Raw genomic sequence first — 16,346 nt, 5'->3', positions numbered from 1 at the left:
GCAAAACCGCGAATAAGAGTAGCAATCTCAGGGATGCTGAGCTCGTCATCAGGGCGCTTGCCTTGGTAGCCATTGGGCAGACAATACTCACAGCGAAAGTTGCAGAAGTCGGTGATGGACAGACGCAAGTAAGTCAGACGACGAGAGAAGCCATCGGTTAGGGACTGATGGTTTTTAATAGCATCATCAGTAGCACCACTAACATCATAAATAGCAGGCGCAGCAACAGACGACGGCCTATAGCTATCGAACATAGAAGGCTCTGAGGTAGGCGAATAGATTTGAGCGCTGCCTATTTCAACGTTGTCATTATTCATATATTACTGCCATCAGTATTGCTAATCACAAGCGCTGCTTTACTACTTATGCTTATCGTTTATCAACCTATTGTAGCGTTTATCTTCAACTTTTCTTGTAGTCATCTTATAGTAAATTAGCAAACGCTCACTTAGCTATGCAACCAAGGAAAAGGTTGCACGATCACCTTACTATTTGCTGCCACATCACCGCTGTCTTTATCTAAAACGATAAAGCAATTGGCACGACTAAGTTGTTTGATTCTATGCGATTGCTGACTTGAGAAACACTCAACTTGATAGTTTCCTGCCTTACCTTGTGATAATACCCCACGTTGAAAGTCTTTGCGACCGACTGATTTTCTAATGTCATTGGTGAGCGTGGCTTTGACGTTGAGTTGCATGGGTTGCTCTGACACGCTAGCGCCTGACATCTGCCACAACGCTGGAATCACAAATTGTAGCGCCCCGACGACAGTGGATAACGGATTGCCAGGTAAGCCAAAGTACAATACGGGCTTATCTAAATCTTTATTCAATTCACCAAATAACTCACCAAACACGAAGGGCTTACCAGGTTTCATCGCTACTTTGTAATGGTTAATCTGCCCGAGCTGCTCAATCACTGTGGTCAAAAAATCATAATCTCCCACCGACACGCCAGCTGTAGAAATCAGTACGTCACAGTCTTGCATGGCTTCGTTGACAGCGGCAGTCGTCTTATCCAAATCATCAGGGATAATGCCATAATCACGAATGGTAATCGGCAAGTCTGTCAGCAAGGTTTTAAGAGTTGGGGTATTGGAGTTATATATCTGCGCTAAGCTTGTGAGCTCATCACCAACAGCAACGAGTTCATCACCGGTCGCGAGCACCCCTACGATAAGTGGTTCAAATAGCTTCACTTGGCTAATGCCTAAATTGGCAAGTAAGCTAATATCAGCAGGATTAATACGTTTGCCTACTTTTAAGACGGCTTCACCTGATTCTATCTCTTCGCCTTGTCGACGAATATTGCTATCGATTTGAGCAGTTTGTGTGAGCGTTATAGCATAAGGCTGAGATTTATCGAGCGTGTCTTTTATTTCCGCAAAATTTGTATTCTCTTGCATAATGACCGTATCACAGCTATCTGGCACGACTGCGCCTGTGAAAATACGCACGCCTTGTCCTGCTGCTAACTCACCAGTGTAAGCACTGCCCGCTTGTGACTCGCCAATGATTTCAATCGTGCTGTCTTTCGATAACGTACTGCCTTGAGCAATCGCATAACCATCCATCGCGGATAGATTTTGTCTTGGCACATCAAAAATTGATTTGATATCTTGCGCCAGTATTTGATTGCGGCTGTCCAGTAGCTTGCAAGTATCGACTGCTCTTTGTTTTAGGGAAAAGTCGTTATTGTTATATTTTTCTACGCGCAGCTTTATCGCTGACTGCAATTCTTCCATGGTAATCATAAAGGGTTACTCTTTTTATTTATAGTAGTGGGACAAAAGGTTAAAAAATAGAAGGCAAAAAGATTTCAACGATGCAAGCAGTCTCTTGGTCTGTTTTTATTATCATTACTAGATCAACTATAATTAGTTCAAGATAAGGAAATTACACTTACTATAACGTGCTACGGATATAAGTTTTTCGCAGCCTCTGTCTGCGTAGGCACAGCAGGCCAGAAAAACTTATATCCGTAGCACTATATTACTTTTAAATTAAATCGACTCTATCCAGCCATCTCTGTGCTCTAGCATGAGCGAGTTGCTCAGGCGTGTCAATATCATAGCTGAGCTGATGGTTATCCACAGTACTTATCTGACTAGGCCGCAGTCCTCTAATTAAGTAACGCAGCCCCTTATCCCCTGTTAACAATGCTTGCCATTGTCTTAGTAGCTTATAATCAATTGCTAAAGGCAGTCCAACGATATCCTTTTTAAGGGTTTCAGTAGCGGTTGTCTCATCAATAGCATTTTTCTTATCAATAACAGCTTTCTCATCTAAATCCTGCCAGTTGCTCCAATTTTCCAAACTACTATAGCCACTTGCAACCACCGTCTGTGTACCTGCTAGCAAGGTTAGCAAATGCTCCTCATCGAGTAAAATTTGATCAACGCCCATGATTAATACTCGATTGATTAATAAGCTATCGCAGCTATCGGCACTATCCAAACGATTTAACGCTTTAATACCCAGATATAAACTATGCGCCATACCCATTTTGGGTATTGGATTCATTACCGTGTTAACAATGGCATGCTGAGTAGCTAACTCGGTAATCGCACTGGCTATTAATAGATTATCTTCAGGAATAACAATGATAATGGCTTGCGGCTGGGTCGCTAATGCAAGCTTGGTCATATAGCAGATTAATGGCTCACCATCTTTGTTGAGGAGTTGCTTCACTTGACCCAAACGCTGGCTTAATCCACTTGCTAAAACAATAACGGCATGGTTTTGAGTCATCATGCGTGACTCATCATAGCTATATCACTATTTGCTAAATCTACACATTTAGCTAGTGGCGTTTGTTCATGCATGACCGCATTTATCTCTGCCATGATACCCAGTGCTAGCACTTCAGGCCCATCGCCACCTAATTTATAGCCAATAGGATAATGTAATTTACTTATGCCAGCAGATAACTTCGCATGATTGACGTTAGTAGCACTGATTTCTTCAATCAGACGCTCGGTACGATAGCGCGGCCCCAATTGCCCAAGGTACTTACAATGATTGGCATGCGCTAGTAATACAGCAAGGCGAGCGCGATCTTGGCTAAGGCTATGCGACATCAAAGCGACGGCAGCATTATCGCTAAGTTTGAGTAGAGTATCGGTATCTTCTAACGCTAGCGGCAGCACTTCATCTGCTTGCGGAAAACGCATACGCGTAGCATATTGCGCACGACTGTCTACAACGGTGACATGCCAATCTTGCAGCTTTGCCATGGTGACAAGTGGCATAACATCATTGCCTGCCCCGCAAATCAGCAGACGGATTTGTGGCTCTAGTCGTTGTACCAGCCACTCTGTTGTTAAATTAACATCGCCATCATTGTCATCATCTTTTACAACGACGTATTCAGCATTTTTATCACCAAGCTCATACTGTGCTAAATTTTCAACCGTATTGATAAGAGTATTTGAAACATCAAACCCGGCTTGCTTTAAGCTGTTATTAGTGCCAATGCCATTAGCGCCTATAGTCGTAATTTGTCCTGATTTGGTATAATCATCTAAATTAACGCGCATACCGATTTGCAGTTCAGGATTTGAGTTTTGGCGACTAGCAGAGCGAATTAATGTGGCTATTTTGACAGGTTGCTGCGTACCTCGAACCTGACTAATGATATCTAACAACGGTGTCGCAGTCGCTAAGCGCTCAAACAAAACATGTACCTGTCCATTACATCCTAAGCCAAAATTCAACTCGTCTAAATCAAGATCTGGCTCATCATGGAAATCAACATTTAAAAAATCGTCTCTGGACGTCTCTTCTTTAGCAGCTTCCTTTGCTTCGCCATTTTCAGTGTATTCAATATCATCGCCCGTTTGATAAACTTGCACGTTAGCGCCATTACGAGTAAGCCAAAAGGCACGTTTGATAATATGCGGCTCAAGGCAGCCACCACTAATCATCCCGACCGAGCGTCCATCTGCGCATATAAGCATCATAGCGCCAGCACGACGATATGCTGAGCCTTCGGTACGGACCACCGTTGCCAGTACAGCATCAACGTTTTGTTGCTGAGCCTCGCGTGCCAGCTTAAGAATGTCAGCGATTTGATTCATAACGCCTCTTGTTTTGCTTATGTTATAACTTGCTTATGTTATAAACCGTTAGGTTGTAAAAACCCGCTAATTAAGCGGGTTTCTTTAATGCAAAAACTTCTATTAAAACGACACTCGTATTTAAAATTACTCTGGCATCTCAGCGAGCAGTTTATCAAGCGTAATCGGAAAGTCATAAACTCTGACGCCAACTGCATTATAAATAGCATTCGCAATGGCAGCAGCCGCACCGGAAATTGCTGTTTCACCAATCCCTTTAATATGCATAGGGTTGGTATAGGGATCGTCTTCTTCTACCAAAATAACATCGAGCTGCGGTACATCGGCATTGACAGGAACATGGTATTCAGCAAGGTCATGGTTGCATAGGCGACCGTCACGCTTGTCATGGATGACTTCTTCCATCAAAGCAGAGCCAATACCAAATATCATACCGCCATAGCACTGCGAGGTAGCCGTTTTGTGGTTTAAGATACGCCCTGCTGCGAATGCGCCAGTCATACGTTTGACGCGAATCTCACCAGTGACTCTATGTACAGCAACTTCAGCGAAGTTGGCACCATACGAGGATTGGCGGTATTTCTTACCATTTTTACCGGGTTTGATTTGACCTTTGGCACTGACTTTTTGATCTTCGTATTTAGCGATGATATCTACCAAGGCATAAGATTGAGAATTGTTAAAATCATATTCTTCCGTCTTAGCTTTTGAAATTGGTAAGCCAGTTTTTTCAGCCACTTTATCTGCTAAGTCCGTTGCCTTTTCTGTTAGTCCAGAAAGCTTATCCGTCAAGCCCGGTACTTTTTTAACCAAACCTGCAGCTTTTCCCTTACCCAGTTCGAGCGCAGCTTCGAGAGCAATTTCTGTCACGCTAGGATCATGCTCACCTGTTTGCTTGATTTGGCCGTTATCTAACTGGATGGTATCAGGATAAAGACCTACCTTATCTGCAATCATCTCACGCAACTGCTCACAGGCTAGATAAACGCTACTACCTGAACTAGCAGCACCCCAACTACCACCCGAACCTGATGCAGCTGGTAAATCACTATCGCCTAACTTCATCTCAATATGGTCAATAGGCAGCCCTAACAGATCCGCAGCGACTTGGGAGAATACCGTATAAGAGCCGGTACCAATGTCGGTCATATCAGTCTCGATAATGGCTTTTACGCCAAGCGCTTTTGAGCTATCTATCTGCAAGGTTGCACGTGCTTCAGAAGGCTGTAATTGGTTACCACGAGCGGATGCTGCCATGCCTGTGCCTATCCACCAATCTCCCTCTAACTGACTGGCAGGTTTGGCATTACGTTGCTCCCAACCAAACTGCTCAGCGCCTTGTTCCATGCAGGCAATGAGCTTACGCGATGAGAACGGAATGTCCTGACTGGGGTCATTTTTAGGTTCATTACGGCGGCGCAGCTCAATAGGATCAATATCCAACTGCGAGGCCAGCTCGTCCATGGCACATTCAACCGCAATCATACCAACAGCCTCGCCCGGCGCACGCATCGAGCCTGATAATACTTGGTTCATATCCACTTGTTGGTAGTGTACTCGGCGGTTCTCACCACGATATAAATACTGGGTAGACAATGCGGTTGGCTCAAAAAACCCTTCTTCAGGTAAATTACTAGTCACCGTATCGTGAATCATGGTATTGATAAGACCGTTTTCATCGCAGCCAATAGCGATACGCTGACGGGTGTTTGAGCGCCTTACCGTTGCTTCCATTACCTGTGGGCGAGTCATAGTAATCAGCACTGGACGACCAAGCTCTTTTGCTGCAATCGCTGCCGCAATTGACTCTGGAGCGATGCCCAGCTTACTGCCAAAACCACCACCGACATAATAAGCAATCAGTTGCACTTGATCTTTCTTTAAGTCTAAAGCGTCCATTACTTGCTGTTTGCAAGACGCCAACATCTGGTTAGAGGTGTACATAATGAGCTTATCATCTTCCCAATGTGCCAATGTCGCATGCGGTTCCATAGCTGAGCTGTTTTGGCTTGGGGTATGATAGAGGCGATCAACGGTCACCGCAGCATCAGCCAGTCCTTGCTCCGGATCACCCTGTTCAGAATTTTTATCTGAACCTTCTTGTTCATTAACATCATGAGCATTGGGCAGCTCTTTGGTAAAGTCGACAGCAGCTTTGTCAGTTTCGTCTTTATAAGTCACTTTGATAGCATTTGCGCCTTCTGTTGCCGCCTCAAAGGTTTCGGCAATCACCACCGCTATCGGCTGACCATGGTAGAAAATCTCGCTCGCGCCTTGCTTGGGTGCTTTTTTTGCACCGCCTTGCTGTGAATTACGTAAAAAATGCTCAGGATCAGTCACCACTTTGATAATCCCGGGAATATCCTCTATAGAGCTACTGTCGATACTATCTACTGTGCCCTTGGCAATAGTTGCCCCAACCAAGACGCCATAGACTTGGTTTTCTAGATGAATCTCTGCTGAATAAGGCGCTTGACCACTGACCTTTAATGAGCCATCAACGCGATTAATGGGTTTACCAACCAGTTTGCTTGCCGTTTTGTCAAATAAGGTTTCGACAGGCTTATCCATGGTCATTTTTTTGGTCGATTCTGCTGGAAGTACTGATTCCAATAATGACATGATTATGCTCCCTCGCCCGCTAATGCGCGCTGAATAACTTGTTTTAATAAGCGGCGTGTCAGTGGTATTTTGAAGTCGTTTTGACCACTACCCTTGGCATCTTTTAATAATAAATCCGCCGCCTGCGTAATAACATCATCATTGCCATCGGTGTCAGTTAATAATGCTTCGACTTCCTCATTGCGCCATGGCTCAGTACCGATGCCGCCGAATGCTAAGCGCACGGTTACCAAATTACCGCTATCATCAACGTCTATTACCGCTGCACAAGATACTAAGGCAAACGCGTAAGAGGCACGGTCACGCACTTTGTCATAAGTGTGCATACCCTTAATAGGCGCAGGCAGAACGACATGAGTAATAAGCTCGCCTGACTCTAAAACGTTTTCGATATGCGGCGTATTTTTTGGCAAACAATAAAAGTCTTTAACATCAATCTTGCGAGTTGAGCCGTCCGCTTTAACCGTTTCAATGGTGGCATCAAGCAAACGCATCGCCACCGCCATATCGGATGGATGCTGAGCAATACAAGCATCGCTAGTACCTAAAATAGCTAGAGTGCGATTTTCACCCTCAATAGCGGGGCAACCTGAGCCCGGATTACGCTTGTTACAGGCGCTGTCCGTCTGATAAAAATAATAGCAACGAGTACGCTGTAAAAAGTTACCGCCAGTCGTGGCTTTGTTACGTAGCTGTCCAGTCGCCCCTGCCAATATGGCACGAGACAATACCGGATAATTTGCAATGACATCAGGATGGGCAGCCAAATCACTATTGCTGACCAGCGTACCGATACGCAATCCGCCGTTATCAGTCGTTTCTATCTGTTGTAATTCTAAGCGCGTTACATCAACTAATTTAGTTGGCGTTTCAATCTCTAGCTTCATTAAATCTAAGAGGTTGGTACCGCCTGCGATAAATGAGGCTTCTTTAGGAGTAGCAAACATAACCGCTTGCTGCGGTTCAAGGGCACGAATATATTCAAAGCGTTTCATGAGCGGCCTCCTGATGTGCTATTGGCAGTCGTATTATTCGACGACTTGTTACCTAGCTGCGCCTCACTTGGCGGCGGCGACCAAATACCAGTTACTTCTGAGCCTTGTACTGAGTTACTTACAGGCTTTATAGATTTATCGGCTACTTGGTTCTCTAATACTTGAGAGATGGCTTTAATAATATTGGGATAAGCGGAGCAGCGACAAATATTGCCACTCATACGTTCAGCGATTTCTTGTACTAGGAGGCCATCAGGATTTTGCAGGTCAGTAGTAACGTGGCTTGGCCAATTTTGTTTGACCTCTTCTATCAATGCCGTCGCTGAACAGATTTGCCCAGGGGTGCAATAACCACACTGGAAAGCGTCATGATCTTTAAAAGCTTGCTGCAACTCAGATAACGACTCAGGCAATCCAATCCCCTCAATCGTCGTAATCTCATCGCCATCGTGCATGACCGCTAGCGTCAAACATGAATTCACGCGCTCGCCATTAATGAGGATGGTACAGGCACCACATTGACCGTGGTCACAGCCTTTTTTGGGTCCAGTGATTTGTAAATGTTGGCGGCAGACATCGAGCAATGTCGTGCGCGGATCGAGATTATCAAGCTGATAATCCTGCTTATTAATCGTTAACGTCAAAGTAGACATGCTGGCTTCTCGCTGGCAGATGATGATAGTTTCCAGATGAGATATTGCTATTCATCCATCTATTCAATATTAATTAACGTTCTGTTAACTATTAAAATCTTAAAAAGTATTGAGGTTATTTTTCCTTAGTTGTTCTTAGCTTATAAATCTTTAGTAACTTTTTATTGGCAGCTTCCTATTCCTTTACAGTCTCTTATCAACGGAGACAAATCAGCCTATCAATACGATGAAAATCGACTCAAATAATCCGTTATTTGGTCAACTGTCAAGCTACTGTCAGGTATTAAATACAGCCTAACATCATAATTAAAATAGAAAAATAAGCTCAAAACAAGCTATACATTAATATGCTTGGCACAGCTTAGGATATTGTTTTTTTGTAGTAGATAGGAAAAAAATGTTAACGCTCAAGAAAATCTGCCTCTTTCTCATTTGCGCTTACTGAACTAAAATTCCAACTGGCTTAATTTCACTTTTCATCTTAATTCAACCTTTTATATAGTCATTTTATATAGTCATTAACTTATAACGACCAATCTAAAATTTCACTGCTAATAAGATAAATTTCTTATTGTCATCAAACTGTCATCAAAGCTTGGCAAACTACGACACATCTCACAGGAAGTACATTTTGCACTGTTGTCAAACTTTAGGAGTCTTACATGCGTTATTCGTTATTAGCAGTAGCCGTTAGTTGCACTTTAGTACTTACAGCTTGTAATAAATCAACCGACACCGCAGAATCAGCTGCTGATAGCAGTAGCGCCGTAACCAGTACAGAAACAACTAACAAAACAACCTCCTCGTCAGCAACCGATTTTAAATCTGCTGAAAACATCGCTATGAATATCACCGGTGCAGGCGCTTCATTTCCGCAACCTATTTATGCCAAATGGTCTTATGACTACAATGCCGCGACTGGTGGTCAAGTGAATTACCAATCAATCGGCTCCTCAGGCGGCATCAAACAAATCCAATCAAAAACGGTAGACTTTGGCGCGTCCGATGCACCGATGACACCTGAAGAGTTGGATGCAGCAGGACTTATTCAGTTTCCGACCGTTATCGGTGGCGTAGTACCGATTGTCAACATCGATGGCATAGAGCCAGGCCAGTTGAAATTGGACGGCACAACGTTAGCAGATATCTATTTGGGCAAGATTAGCAACTGGAATGACCCAGCAATTAAAGCTATGAACCCAGACTTAACCCTTCCTGATGCTGCCATTACCACCGTGTTCCGCTCGGACGGTTCAGGCACGACGTTTAACTTTACGGATTATCTGGCCAAAGTTTCAACTGACTGGAAAGATAGCGTTGGTGTTGATAAAACAGTCAAATGGCCAACCTCTAGCACTGGTGCAGGTGGTAAAGGTAACGAGGGCGTATCAAGTTACGTCAATCGTATGAAAAACTCTATCGGCTACGTTGAGTACGCTTACGCCAAGCAAAACAATATGTCACATGCTGCACTGAAAAATGCGGCAGGCAACTTCGTGCAGCCATCTGCTGAGACCTTTGCAGCGGCAGGTGATATCGACTGGTCACAGCAAGCAGGCTTTTATAAAGTCATCACCAACTCTGAGACTGAGCAAGCATGGCCAATCGCAGCGGCGACCTTTATCTTAGTACATAAGCAGCCAGAGAACCCGCAGCAAGTGGCTGGCGTGTTGAACTTCTTTGATTGGGCTTACACTCAAGGCGATGATAGTGCCATGGCACTTGATTATGTTCCTTTCTCTGATACCGCTGTTGCGCTCTTTAAAGCGCAGTGGAATGAAGTCAAAGGCAGCGATGGTCAACCCGTCTACAAACCAGCTCAATAGTTTTTAAAAACCCGGTAATGATTCTCGAATTACCCTCTTAAACAATTATTCTCCGGTAGTTGTTTAAGAGGTTTTATCACAGTAAATTTATAAGTAGAGCCGATAATGCATATCGATAGCGCTACTTAATAAGATTTAGTTTGCTGTGATAAGACCTTATTAATCTTTTTGAACCTTTTGATTTAACCCTATTTAATGCTGAGACACTTATGAATGACCTAAGGTCCCAACTGGCTAAACAAAAACGTTACGACGCGCTATTCGTCAATGCAACCAAGGCTTTTGCCATCCTCGTTCTCTTATCATTGGGCGGCATTTTAGTCTCTCTAATCATTGGGGCTTGGCCGAGCATTCAAACATTTGGTCTCGGCTTTTATACCAGTAATAACTGGGATACGGTTGCCAATGAGTACGGTGCGCTAGCGCCTATTTATGGCACGCTGGTCACTTCGTTTATCGCTATTTTAATTGCCGTGCCAGTCAGCTTTGGTATTGCGATATTTCTGACCGAGATGTGCCCGAATTTCTTAAAAAAGCCACTTGGTATCGCTATTGAGCTGCTAGCAGGTATCCCTTCTATCATTTACGGTATGTGGGGTTTGTTTGTATTTGCGCCCTTCTTTGGCGATCACATTCAGCCGTGGTTTATCGAACATGTTGGCCCACTGCCTATCATCGGTAAGCTGTTTACGGGTGCGCCAATGGGACTCGGTATGTTTACCGCTTCATTGGTACTTGCCATCATGATTATTCCTTTTATTGCAGCTACCATGCGCGATGTCTTTTCCGTGGTACCGGATTTATTAAAAGAATCAGCTTACGGTATGGGTGCGACGACTTGGGAAGTGATGTTTAAGATTATCTTGCCGTATACCAAAGCTGGCGTCGTTGGTGGTGTCATCTTGGGACTGGGTCGTGCCCTTGGTGAGACCATGGCTGTGACATTCCTCATCGGCAACGCCTTTAATATCAGTCCCAGTCTATTTACTTCTGGGGTCACCATTACCTCAGCCCTTGCCAATGAATTTGCAGAAGCCTCTAGTGAGCTACATCTGGCGTCGTTGTTACATTTAGGCTTAATCCTATTTGTCATCACTTTCATTGTGCTGTCGTTGGCTAAGCTCATGCTGATGCGCATGGATCAAAAAGCAGGTAATCGATAGCAGTTCGATTACCTCGGTAAATTTCGATGGTTATTGGTATTGATAAAAATATGGGAAACAAGTTCTATGCCTTCTAACAACGCGGCTAATGCAAACAGCGCAATCGACGCAATCAATAATGGCTTACCTATTAAAAACAGTTTTGAAGGTCGTTATAACAAGCGCCTTTATAACAAACGGCGCTGGGCCAATAAGCTTGGTTTAGGCTTTGCGATGTCAGCGATGTTTTTTGGCTTATTTTGGTTGTTTTGGATTTTATTTACGCTCTTCGTTGAAGGTTTCCAAGGTATAGTGCAAATGCCTATTTTTACCGCCGACACCCCACCTCCTATGAGTGCAGGCGGTTTACGCAACGCCATTGTCGGTTCAGTCATGTTGGCGTTTTCAGGATTGTTTATCGGCGCGCCTATTGGCCTGATGACAGGGGTTTATTTATCTGAGTTCTCTCAGGGCAGCATGCTTGGCAAAGTGACACGCTTCTTAAATGATATTTTGCTCTCTGCACCGTCGATTGTCATTGGTCTCTTTATTTATGCATTGATGGTAAAAGGCCAAAGCTTTTCTGGTTGGGCCGGCGCACTGGCATTGGCACTAATTGTCATTCCTGTAGTCGTGCGTACGACTGAAAACATGCTTAATTTAGTGCCCAATAACATTCGTGAAGCAGCCTATGCACTGGGTACACCCAAGTGGAAGATGGTAACACAAGTCACTATTAAAGCGGCTCGAGCGGGTCTGACCACTGGTGTATTACTAGCTTTTGCCAGAATCACGGGTGAGACTGCGCCGTTACTATTTACGGCATTGAATAATCAATACTTTAGTACCGATATGAGCCAGCCAATTGCTAACTTGCCTAATACCATCTATCAGTTTGCCATGAGCCCTTATGACAATTGGCATGCACTCGCATGGGCAGCGGCACTGCTTATTACTGCTTCGGTATTGGTATTAAATGTCTTAGCAAGATTCATTGGCAGTCGAGGTCAAACCAAATAGCAGTCAGAGTAAATAAAGCCTGCCGCCAAATCACCTTACATATAGCATTTACTTAAATTTATATTCATTAAGCTAGGTTGGATAAATTATGAATAACGTCATAAGCAAAATCCGTACAACAACTAATACTAACAACTTTAATACGCCAAAAGGCAATCTATTAAATAGACCGATGTCGACAGCAGCGCAAATGCAGCAACCAGATGCGTCAAACTTAAATAAGCAAACACTGCATGATATTCCTAAAAACATGCCTGCAGCTAAAATGCAGATTCGAGATTTGAGTTTTTATTATGGTGATTTTCAGGCACTAAAAAACATCAATATCGACATTCCTGATAAAAAAGTGACTGCCTTTATCGGCCCCTCAGGTTGCGGAAAATCGACCCTGTTACGTACTTTCAATCGTATGTATGACTTATACCCAGGCATGCGTGCAGAAGGCAATATCAATCTTGATGGCAAAAACATCTTAGGTAAAGACGTCGATGTCAACTTGCTACGCGCGCAGGTCGGTATGGTCTTTCAGAAGCCAACCCCGTTCCCAATGTCCATCTATGACAATGTCGCCTTTGGTGTGCGTCTCTATGAAAAGCTAAGCAAAGCTGAGCTGGATAATCGTGTGGAATGGGCGCTAAAAAAATCTGCATTATGGCCAGAAGTAAAAGACAAGCTAAAAGCGTCAGGCTTATCTTTATCAGGCGGACAGCAGCAACGATTATGTATCGCCCGTAGTGTCGCTACCAAGCCTGAAGTGCTGTTACTTGATGAACCAACCTCTGCATTGGATCCTATCTCAACGGGTGCAATCGAAGATTTGATAGAAGATTTAAAAAATGACTACACCATTGCCATCGTCACCCATAACATGCAGCAGGCTGCGCGAGTTTCAGACTACACGGTCTATATGTATTTGGGCGATATGATTGAGATGGGTGAGACGGATCAAGTATTTACCACGCCTACGCAAAAAGCGACCGAAGACTACATTACCGGTCGTTATGGTTAACGTTGAGCTGATTAAAACTATTCACGCAAATTAAAAAACATACCTCGCTATAGTCGATTCATTCTAAAAAGATATATGTACTGCTGGGATGAATTTTATGAAGCATCTGTCTGGCCTGCGCACAGCAAGCGAGGAAAATTTATCCCAGCAGCACGCCATTACCAGTGCCCTTCTTTTGTGTTGAACTGACTAAACTAAAATACGGATATTCAGGGAATACCTCTCATGCAAAGTGACAAGCATATCTCTAAAAGTTTTGACCAAGATCTGGATGAAGCCATTCGCTTATTTTTATACATGGGTGATAGCGCCGCCAACCAAGTTGCCAAAGCCATCCACGCCCTTATTGATAAAGATGAAACGCTGGCACAAGAGGTCATCGATATGGACTTCGATATCAATCGGATGGAAGTTGAGCTCGATGAGCATATCCTATTATTGGTCGCCAAACGCCAGCCAGCTGCCAGTGATTTACGCTTGGTCATGTCCATTAGTAAAGGTGTGGTTGATTTAGAGCGCATCGGCGATGAAGCGGTCAAAATTGCCCAAATGGCAAACAAGATTGCAGCACAAGGCAAGTCATCATATGGTTACGCTGAGGTCCAACATTTAAGCAATCAGGTTCGTCTCATGCTACATAATGCGCTAGAAGCTTTTAGCCAGTCCAATGCGGAGCAAGCGTTTGAAGTCATGCGTAATGATGGTTTGGTCAATGATGAATACCAATCGGCGATTCGCGCTTTGATGACTTATATCATGGAGGACTCGCGGCACGTCTCAAAGGTCATTAATATCATGTGGGTATTGCGCGCGCTTGAGCGTATTGGTGATCATGCACAGAACGTCGCCGAACTAGTGATTAACTATATTAGTGGGCAAGATGTACGCCATTCAGACTATGCGCTGGTCGAAAAAGCCGTGCAAGAAGCCAATGATAGAATAGCGGCACGTCAAGTTAGTACAACATCAGCCACCATGTCGATAACTGACTTTGAATCGTCAAATAATGGTGAAGGCTGACAAAATAGACACAGCTTGTTGTAAGATATGCCTCACATTGTTACCCTTATCAATTATTAGTACCATTGAGGAATATTGTGAAAAAATTACTGGCTGTAACCCCTTTTATTTTGTTATTAGCAGCATGCGCAACTAACGCACCAATGAATAATGGTAATAACACTCAAGCACAAAAAGTACAAACTTTTACCTGTAACGATAACGCTAAAGTGGCTGCCGCTTATTCAGCGAACGGTAAAGTTGCCAACTTAAGCTTGACCCTGCCTAAGCTTGGCTTACGCAATAAAAGAGTTAATCTTAAACAAGCAGTGTCAGGTTCTAGTGCTCGTTATATTAAGGAATCAAGCTCCAAAGCCAGCTACGAATGGCAGACTAAAGCCAATGTTGGCGTCCTGAGTATCAGCTCAGTAAACGATCGCAAATACAGCGTTACTTGCCGACTATAAAATCAGCAGTAATATGTTTTCCTAAGCAATTTTTTTTAAGTAAACCCTCTTTCTATCATTAGGAAGACCTAAAAAAAGTGCCAGTCGTTGAAATGACTGGCACTTTTTTATTAAGAAAGTTCAACGTCTACTAAATAATAATGGTACTACTCGCTACCATTATTATGCTGGTGGCGTACCTTCGGCGTTGGATACGACAGTATCAATCTGTATCAAAGCATCCATAGGAATAGCGGCGACGCCAATCACTGTTCTAGCTGGCAAGTCGCTATTGAAGAAGGTCTTATAAATATCATTTACCACATCGATATCCGTGATGTCTTTAAGTTGGATAGTCATTTTCACTACATCATCCATAACATGGTCGATACTTTCTACAATAGCTTTGATATTTTCTAAGCACTGTTTGGTCTGCGCTTTGATATCGCCATCGATTAGCTTGCCTGTTTCAGGATTGATAGGTAATTGACCTGAGAGATGGTTGTAATGAGAGAACGCCACCGTTTGTGTTGATAGCGGGTTCTTCGGCGCTTTATCCGTATTGTTAGCCTTGATAGTGATGCCATGTTTATCTTCAGTGGCTTGTGGCGGTGTGCCATTTCCATGAGACACGATAGCATCAATCTGTACTAAAGCATCCAGCTGTAAATCTGACGCTATCACCATTGTTAGTGCCGGTAAGTAGGCCGCGCTTCCATCACTGGTCGACTCTGGAAAGAACTCTTTATAAACATCATTTACCGTGTCCACATCGGCAAGATTTTTTAAAAAGATATTTACTTTGACAATTTCATGGAGAGGAACATCGATACTTTCTAAAATCGCTTCGATGTTTTGTAGGCATTGCTGCGTCTGCTCTTTGACACCACCAGCGACCAGCTCACCAGTTTCAATATCTACAGGCAGTTGCGCTGAGATATTATTGTAATGAGAAAAAGCGATCGTATGCGGCGATACTGAATCCTTTGGTACTTGTTCGTTGTTTTTTGGCACTTTTACCAGCTCAACGGGTGCTTGCGGATAAGTGCCTTCACCGTTTGAGATTACAGCGTCCATTTGTACTAGAGCATTTTCCATGGGTAGTGCTGCTACTGCTATGACCGTCCGTGTCGGCAGATAGCCTTGAAAAAATGCGGGATAAATCGTATCTATTTCTTTAATATCGGCAATATCTTTTAAAAATATATTAATTTTGATCACATCATTCATGTCATGATCGATGCTTTCTACAATAGTTTTGATATTTTTTAGGCACTGTGCTGCCTGCACTTTTATATCATTCGCGACTAATTCACCGGTGGTAATATTGACAGGTAATTGCGCTGAAATATAGTTGTAATGTGAAAAAGCAACGGTTTGTGTAGATAGTAAATTTTGCGGGGCAATGTCCGTGTTTCTTGATACTTTTATGATAGTGTCATTAATAGTGTCGTTCATATCGGTATTCCCTATTTGATATGTGTTTTTATATAAGTCTCAGTTTGATGAAGTTTTATCGTGTTCTATAAAAAGCTGGTTGTGGAATAAGAGGA

At 43.4% G+C, this 16,346-nt stretch carries 13 protein-coding genes and 1 pseudogene; 6 read left to right on the top strand and 8 right to left on the bottom strand.

Annotated elements, in window-relative coordinates; genetic code table 11:
* The 7 genes and pseudogenes from AAEY87_RS13425 to AAEY87_RS13395 form a co-directional block, all read right to left on the bottom strand.
* Positions 1 to 317, bottom strand: a pseudogene (locus AAEY87_RS13425) (GTP 3',8-cyclase MoaA); the annotation flags it as partial.
* A 131-nt stretch (positions 318 to 448) separates the two neighbouring features.
* Positions 449 to 1,756, bottom strand: a complete 1,308-nt coding sequence (locus tag AAEY87_RS13420) for a molybdopterin molybdotransferase MoeA (protein WP_350657530.1) — start codon at positions 1,754 to 1,756, stop codon at positions 449 to 451.
* A 244-nt stretch (positions 1,757 to 2,000) separates the two neighbouring features.
* Complete coding sequence (locus tag AAEY87_RS13415) at positions 2,001 to 2,756, bottom strand: NTP transferase domain-containing protein (RefSeq protein ID WP_350657529.1); 756 nt, start codon at positions 2,754 to 2,756, stop codon at positions 2,001 to 2,003.
* A complete protein-coding gene (locus AAEY87_RS13410) occupies positions 2,753 to 4,081 on the bottom strand; it encodes an XdhC family protein (protein ID WP_350657528.1) in 1,329 nt (442 codons plus the stop codon). Before AAEY87_RS13410 ends, AAEY87_RS13415 begins: the two co-directional genes overlap by 4 nt.
* Before the next feature lie 126 nt (positions 4,082 to 4,207).
* Positions 4,208 to 6,703 carry a molybdopterin cofactor-binding domain-containing protein gene (locus tag AAEY87_RS13405; protein ID WP_350657527.1) on the bottom strand — a complete coding sequence of 832 codons (2,496 nt, stop codon included), beginning with the start codon at positions 6,701 to 6,703 and terminating at the stop codon, positions 4,208 to 4,210.
* A gap of 2 nt (positions 6,704 to 6,705) precedes the next feature.
* Positions 6,706 to 7,698, bottom strand: coding sequence for an FAD binding domain-containing protein (locus tag AAEY87_RS13400; protein WP_350657526.1), 993 nt, complete (start codon positions 7,696 to 7,698; stop codon positions 6,706 to 6,708).
* Positions 7,695 to 8,351: a 2Fe-2S iron-sulfur cluster-binding protein gene (locus tag AAEY87_RS13395; RefSeq protein WP_350657525.1), complete on the bottom strand. Its 657-nt coding sequence runs from the start codon at positions 8,349 to 8,351 to the stop codon at positions 7,695 to 7,697. Before AAEY87_RS13395 ends, AAEY87_RS13400 begins: the two co-directional genes overlap by 4 nt.
* A gap of 662 nt (positions 8,352 to 9,013) precedes the next feature.
* On the opposite strand from AAEY87_RS13395, the gene pstS reads away from it, so the two are divergent.
* The 6 genes from pstS to AAEY87_RS13365 all read left to right on the top strand — a co-directional run bounded on the left by pstS (position 9,014) and on the right by AAEY87_RS13365 (position 14,814).
* On the top strand, positions 9,014 to 10,177 hold the full coding sequence (pstS, locus tag AAEY87_RS13390; protein ID WP_068037152.1) for a phosphate ABC transporter substrate-binding protein PstS: 1,164 nt from the start codon (positions 9,014 to 9,016) through the stop codon (positions 10,175 to 10,177).
* A gap of 209 nt (positions 10,178 to 10,386) precedes the next feature.
* Complete coding sequence (gene pstC / locus AAEY87_RS13385; RefSeq protein ID WP_350657524.1) at positions 10,387 to 11,340, top strand: phosphate ABC transporter permease subunit PstC; 954 nt, start codon at positions 10,387 to 10,389, stop codon at positions 11,338 to 11,340.
* A 66-nt stretch (positions 11,341 to 11,406) separates the two neighbouring features.
* Positions 11,407 to 12,339 carry a phosphate ABC transporter permease PstA gene (gene pstA / locus AAEY87_RS13380; protein WP_350657523.1) on the top strand — a complete coding sequence of 311 codons (933 nt, stop codon included), beginning with the start codon at positions 11,407 to 11,409 and terminating at the stop codon, positions 12,337 to 12,339.
* Between the two features lie 250 nt (positions 12,340 to 12,589).
* Positions 12,590 to 13,348, top strand: coding sequence for a phosphate ABC transporter ATP-binding protein PstB (gene pstB, locus AAEY87_RS13375; RefSeq protein WP_290188979.1), 759 nt, complete (start codon positions 12,590 to 12,592; stop codon positions 13,346 to 13,348).
* A 225-nt stretch (positions 13,349 to 13,573) separates the two neighbouring features.
* Positions 13,574 to 14,368 carry a phosphate signaling complex protein PhoU gene (gene phoU, locus AAEY87_RS13370; RefSeq protein ID WP_068328941.1) on the top strand — a complete coding sequence of 265 codons (795 nt, stop codon included), beginning with the start codon at positions 13,574 to 13,576 and terminating at the stop codon, positions 14,366 to 14,368.
* A 77-nt stretch (positions 14,369 to 14,445) separates the two neighbouring features.
* On the top strand, positions 14,446 to 14,814 hold the full coding sequence (locus tag AAEY87_RS13365; RefSeq protein WP_350657522.1) for an MliC family protein: 369 nt from the start codon (positions 14,446 to 14,448) through the stop codon (positions 14,812 to 14,814).
* A 162-nt stretch (positions 14,815 to 14,976) separates the two neighbouring features.
* Here the strand turns inward: AAEY87_RS13365 and AAEY87_RS13360 are convergent, their stop codons facing one another.
* The gene (locus AAEY87_RS13360) at positions 14,977 to 16,251 is read right to left on the bottom strand and encodes a RidA family protein (protein ID WP_350657521.1); all 1,275 of its coding nucleotides are present in this window, start codon (positions 16,249 to 16,251) and stop codon (positions 14,977 to 14,979) included.
* Between the last annotated feature and the right edge of the window lie 95 nt (positions 16,252 to 16,346).

This window comes from Psychrobacter sp. S1-30-MNA-CIBAN-0213, assembly GCF_040309845.1.
Lineage (GTDB): Bacteria > Pseudomonadota > Gammaproteobacteria > Pseudomonadales > Moraxellaceae > Psychrobacter.
This window is presented reverse-complemented; position numbering and strand designations above follow the sequence as displayed.

What these genes read in the sequence shown, in the direction of transcription:
- AAEY87_RS13420 (WP_350657530.1), bottom strand. Translation starts at nt 1,756, where the DNA reads ATGATTACCATGGAAGAATTGCAGTCAGCGATAAAGCTGCGCGTAGAA.
- AAEY87_RS13415 (WP_350657529.1), bottom strand. Translation starts at nt 2,756, where the DNA reads ATGATGACTCAAAACCATGCCGTTATTGTTTTAGCAAGTGGATTAAGC.
- AAEY87_RS13410 (WP_350657528.1), bottom strand. Translation starts at nt 4,081, where the DNA reads ATGAATCAAATCGCTGACATTCTTAAGCTGGCACGCGAGGCTCAGCAA.
- AAEY87_RS13405 (WP_350657527.1), bottom strand. Translation starts at nt 6,703, where the DNA reads ATGTCATTATTGGAATCAGTACTTCCAGCAGAATCGACCAAAAAAATG.
- AAEY87_RS13400 (WP_350657526.1), bottom strand. Translation starts at nt 7,698, where the DNA reads ATGAAACGCTTTGAATATATTCGTGCCCTTGAACCGCAGCAAGCGGTT.
- AAEY87_RS13395 (WP_350657525.1), bottom strand. Translation starts at nt 8,351, where the DNA reads ATGTCTACTTTGACGTTAACGATTAATAAGCAGGATTATCAGCTTGAT.
- pstS (WP_068037152.1), top strand. Translation starts at nt 9,014, where the DNA reads ATGCGTTATTCGTTATTAGCAGTAGCCGTTAGTTGCACTTTAGTACTT.
- pstC (WP_350657524.1), top strand. Translation starts at nt 10,387, where the DNA reads ATGAATGACCTAAGGTCCCAACTGGCTAAACAAAAACGTTACGACGCG.
- pstA (WP_350657523.1), top strand. Translation starts at nt 11,407, where the DNA reads ATGCCTTCTAACAACGCGGCTAATGCAAACAGCGCAATCGACGCAATC.
- pstB (WP_290188979.1), top strand. Translation starts at nt 12,590, where the DNA reads ATGCCTGCAGCTAAAATGCAGATTCGAGATTTGAGTTTTTATTATGGT.
- phoU (WP_068328941.1), top strand. Translation starts at nt 13,574, where the DNA reads ATGCAAAGTGACAAGCATATCTCTAAAAGTTTTGACCAAGATCTGGAT.
- AAEY87_RS13360 (WP_350657521.1), bottom strand. Translation starts at nt 16,251, where the DNA reads ATGAACGACACTATTAATGACACTATCATAAAAGTATCAAGAAACACG.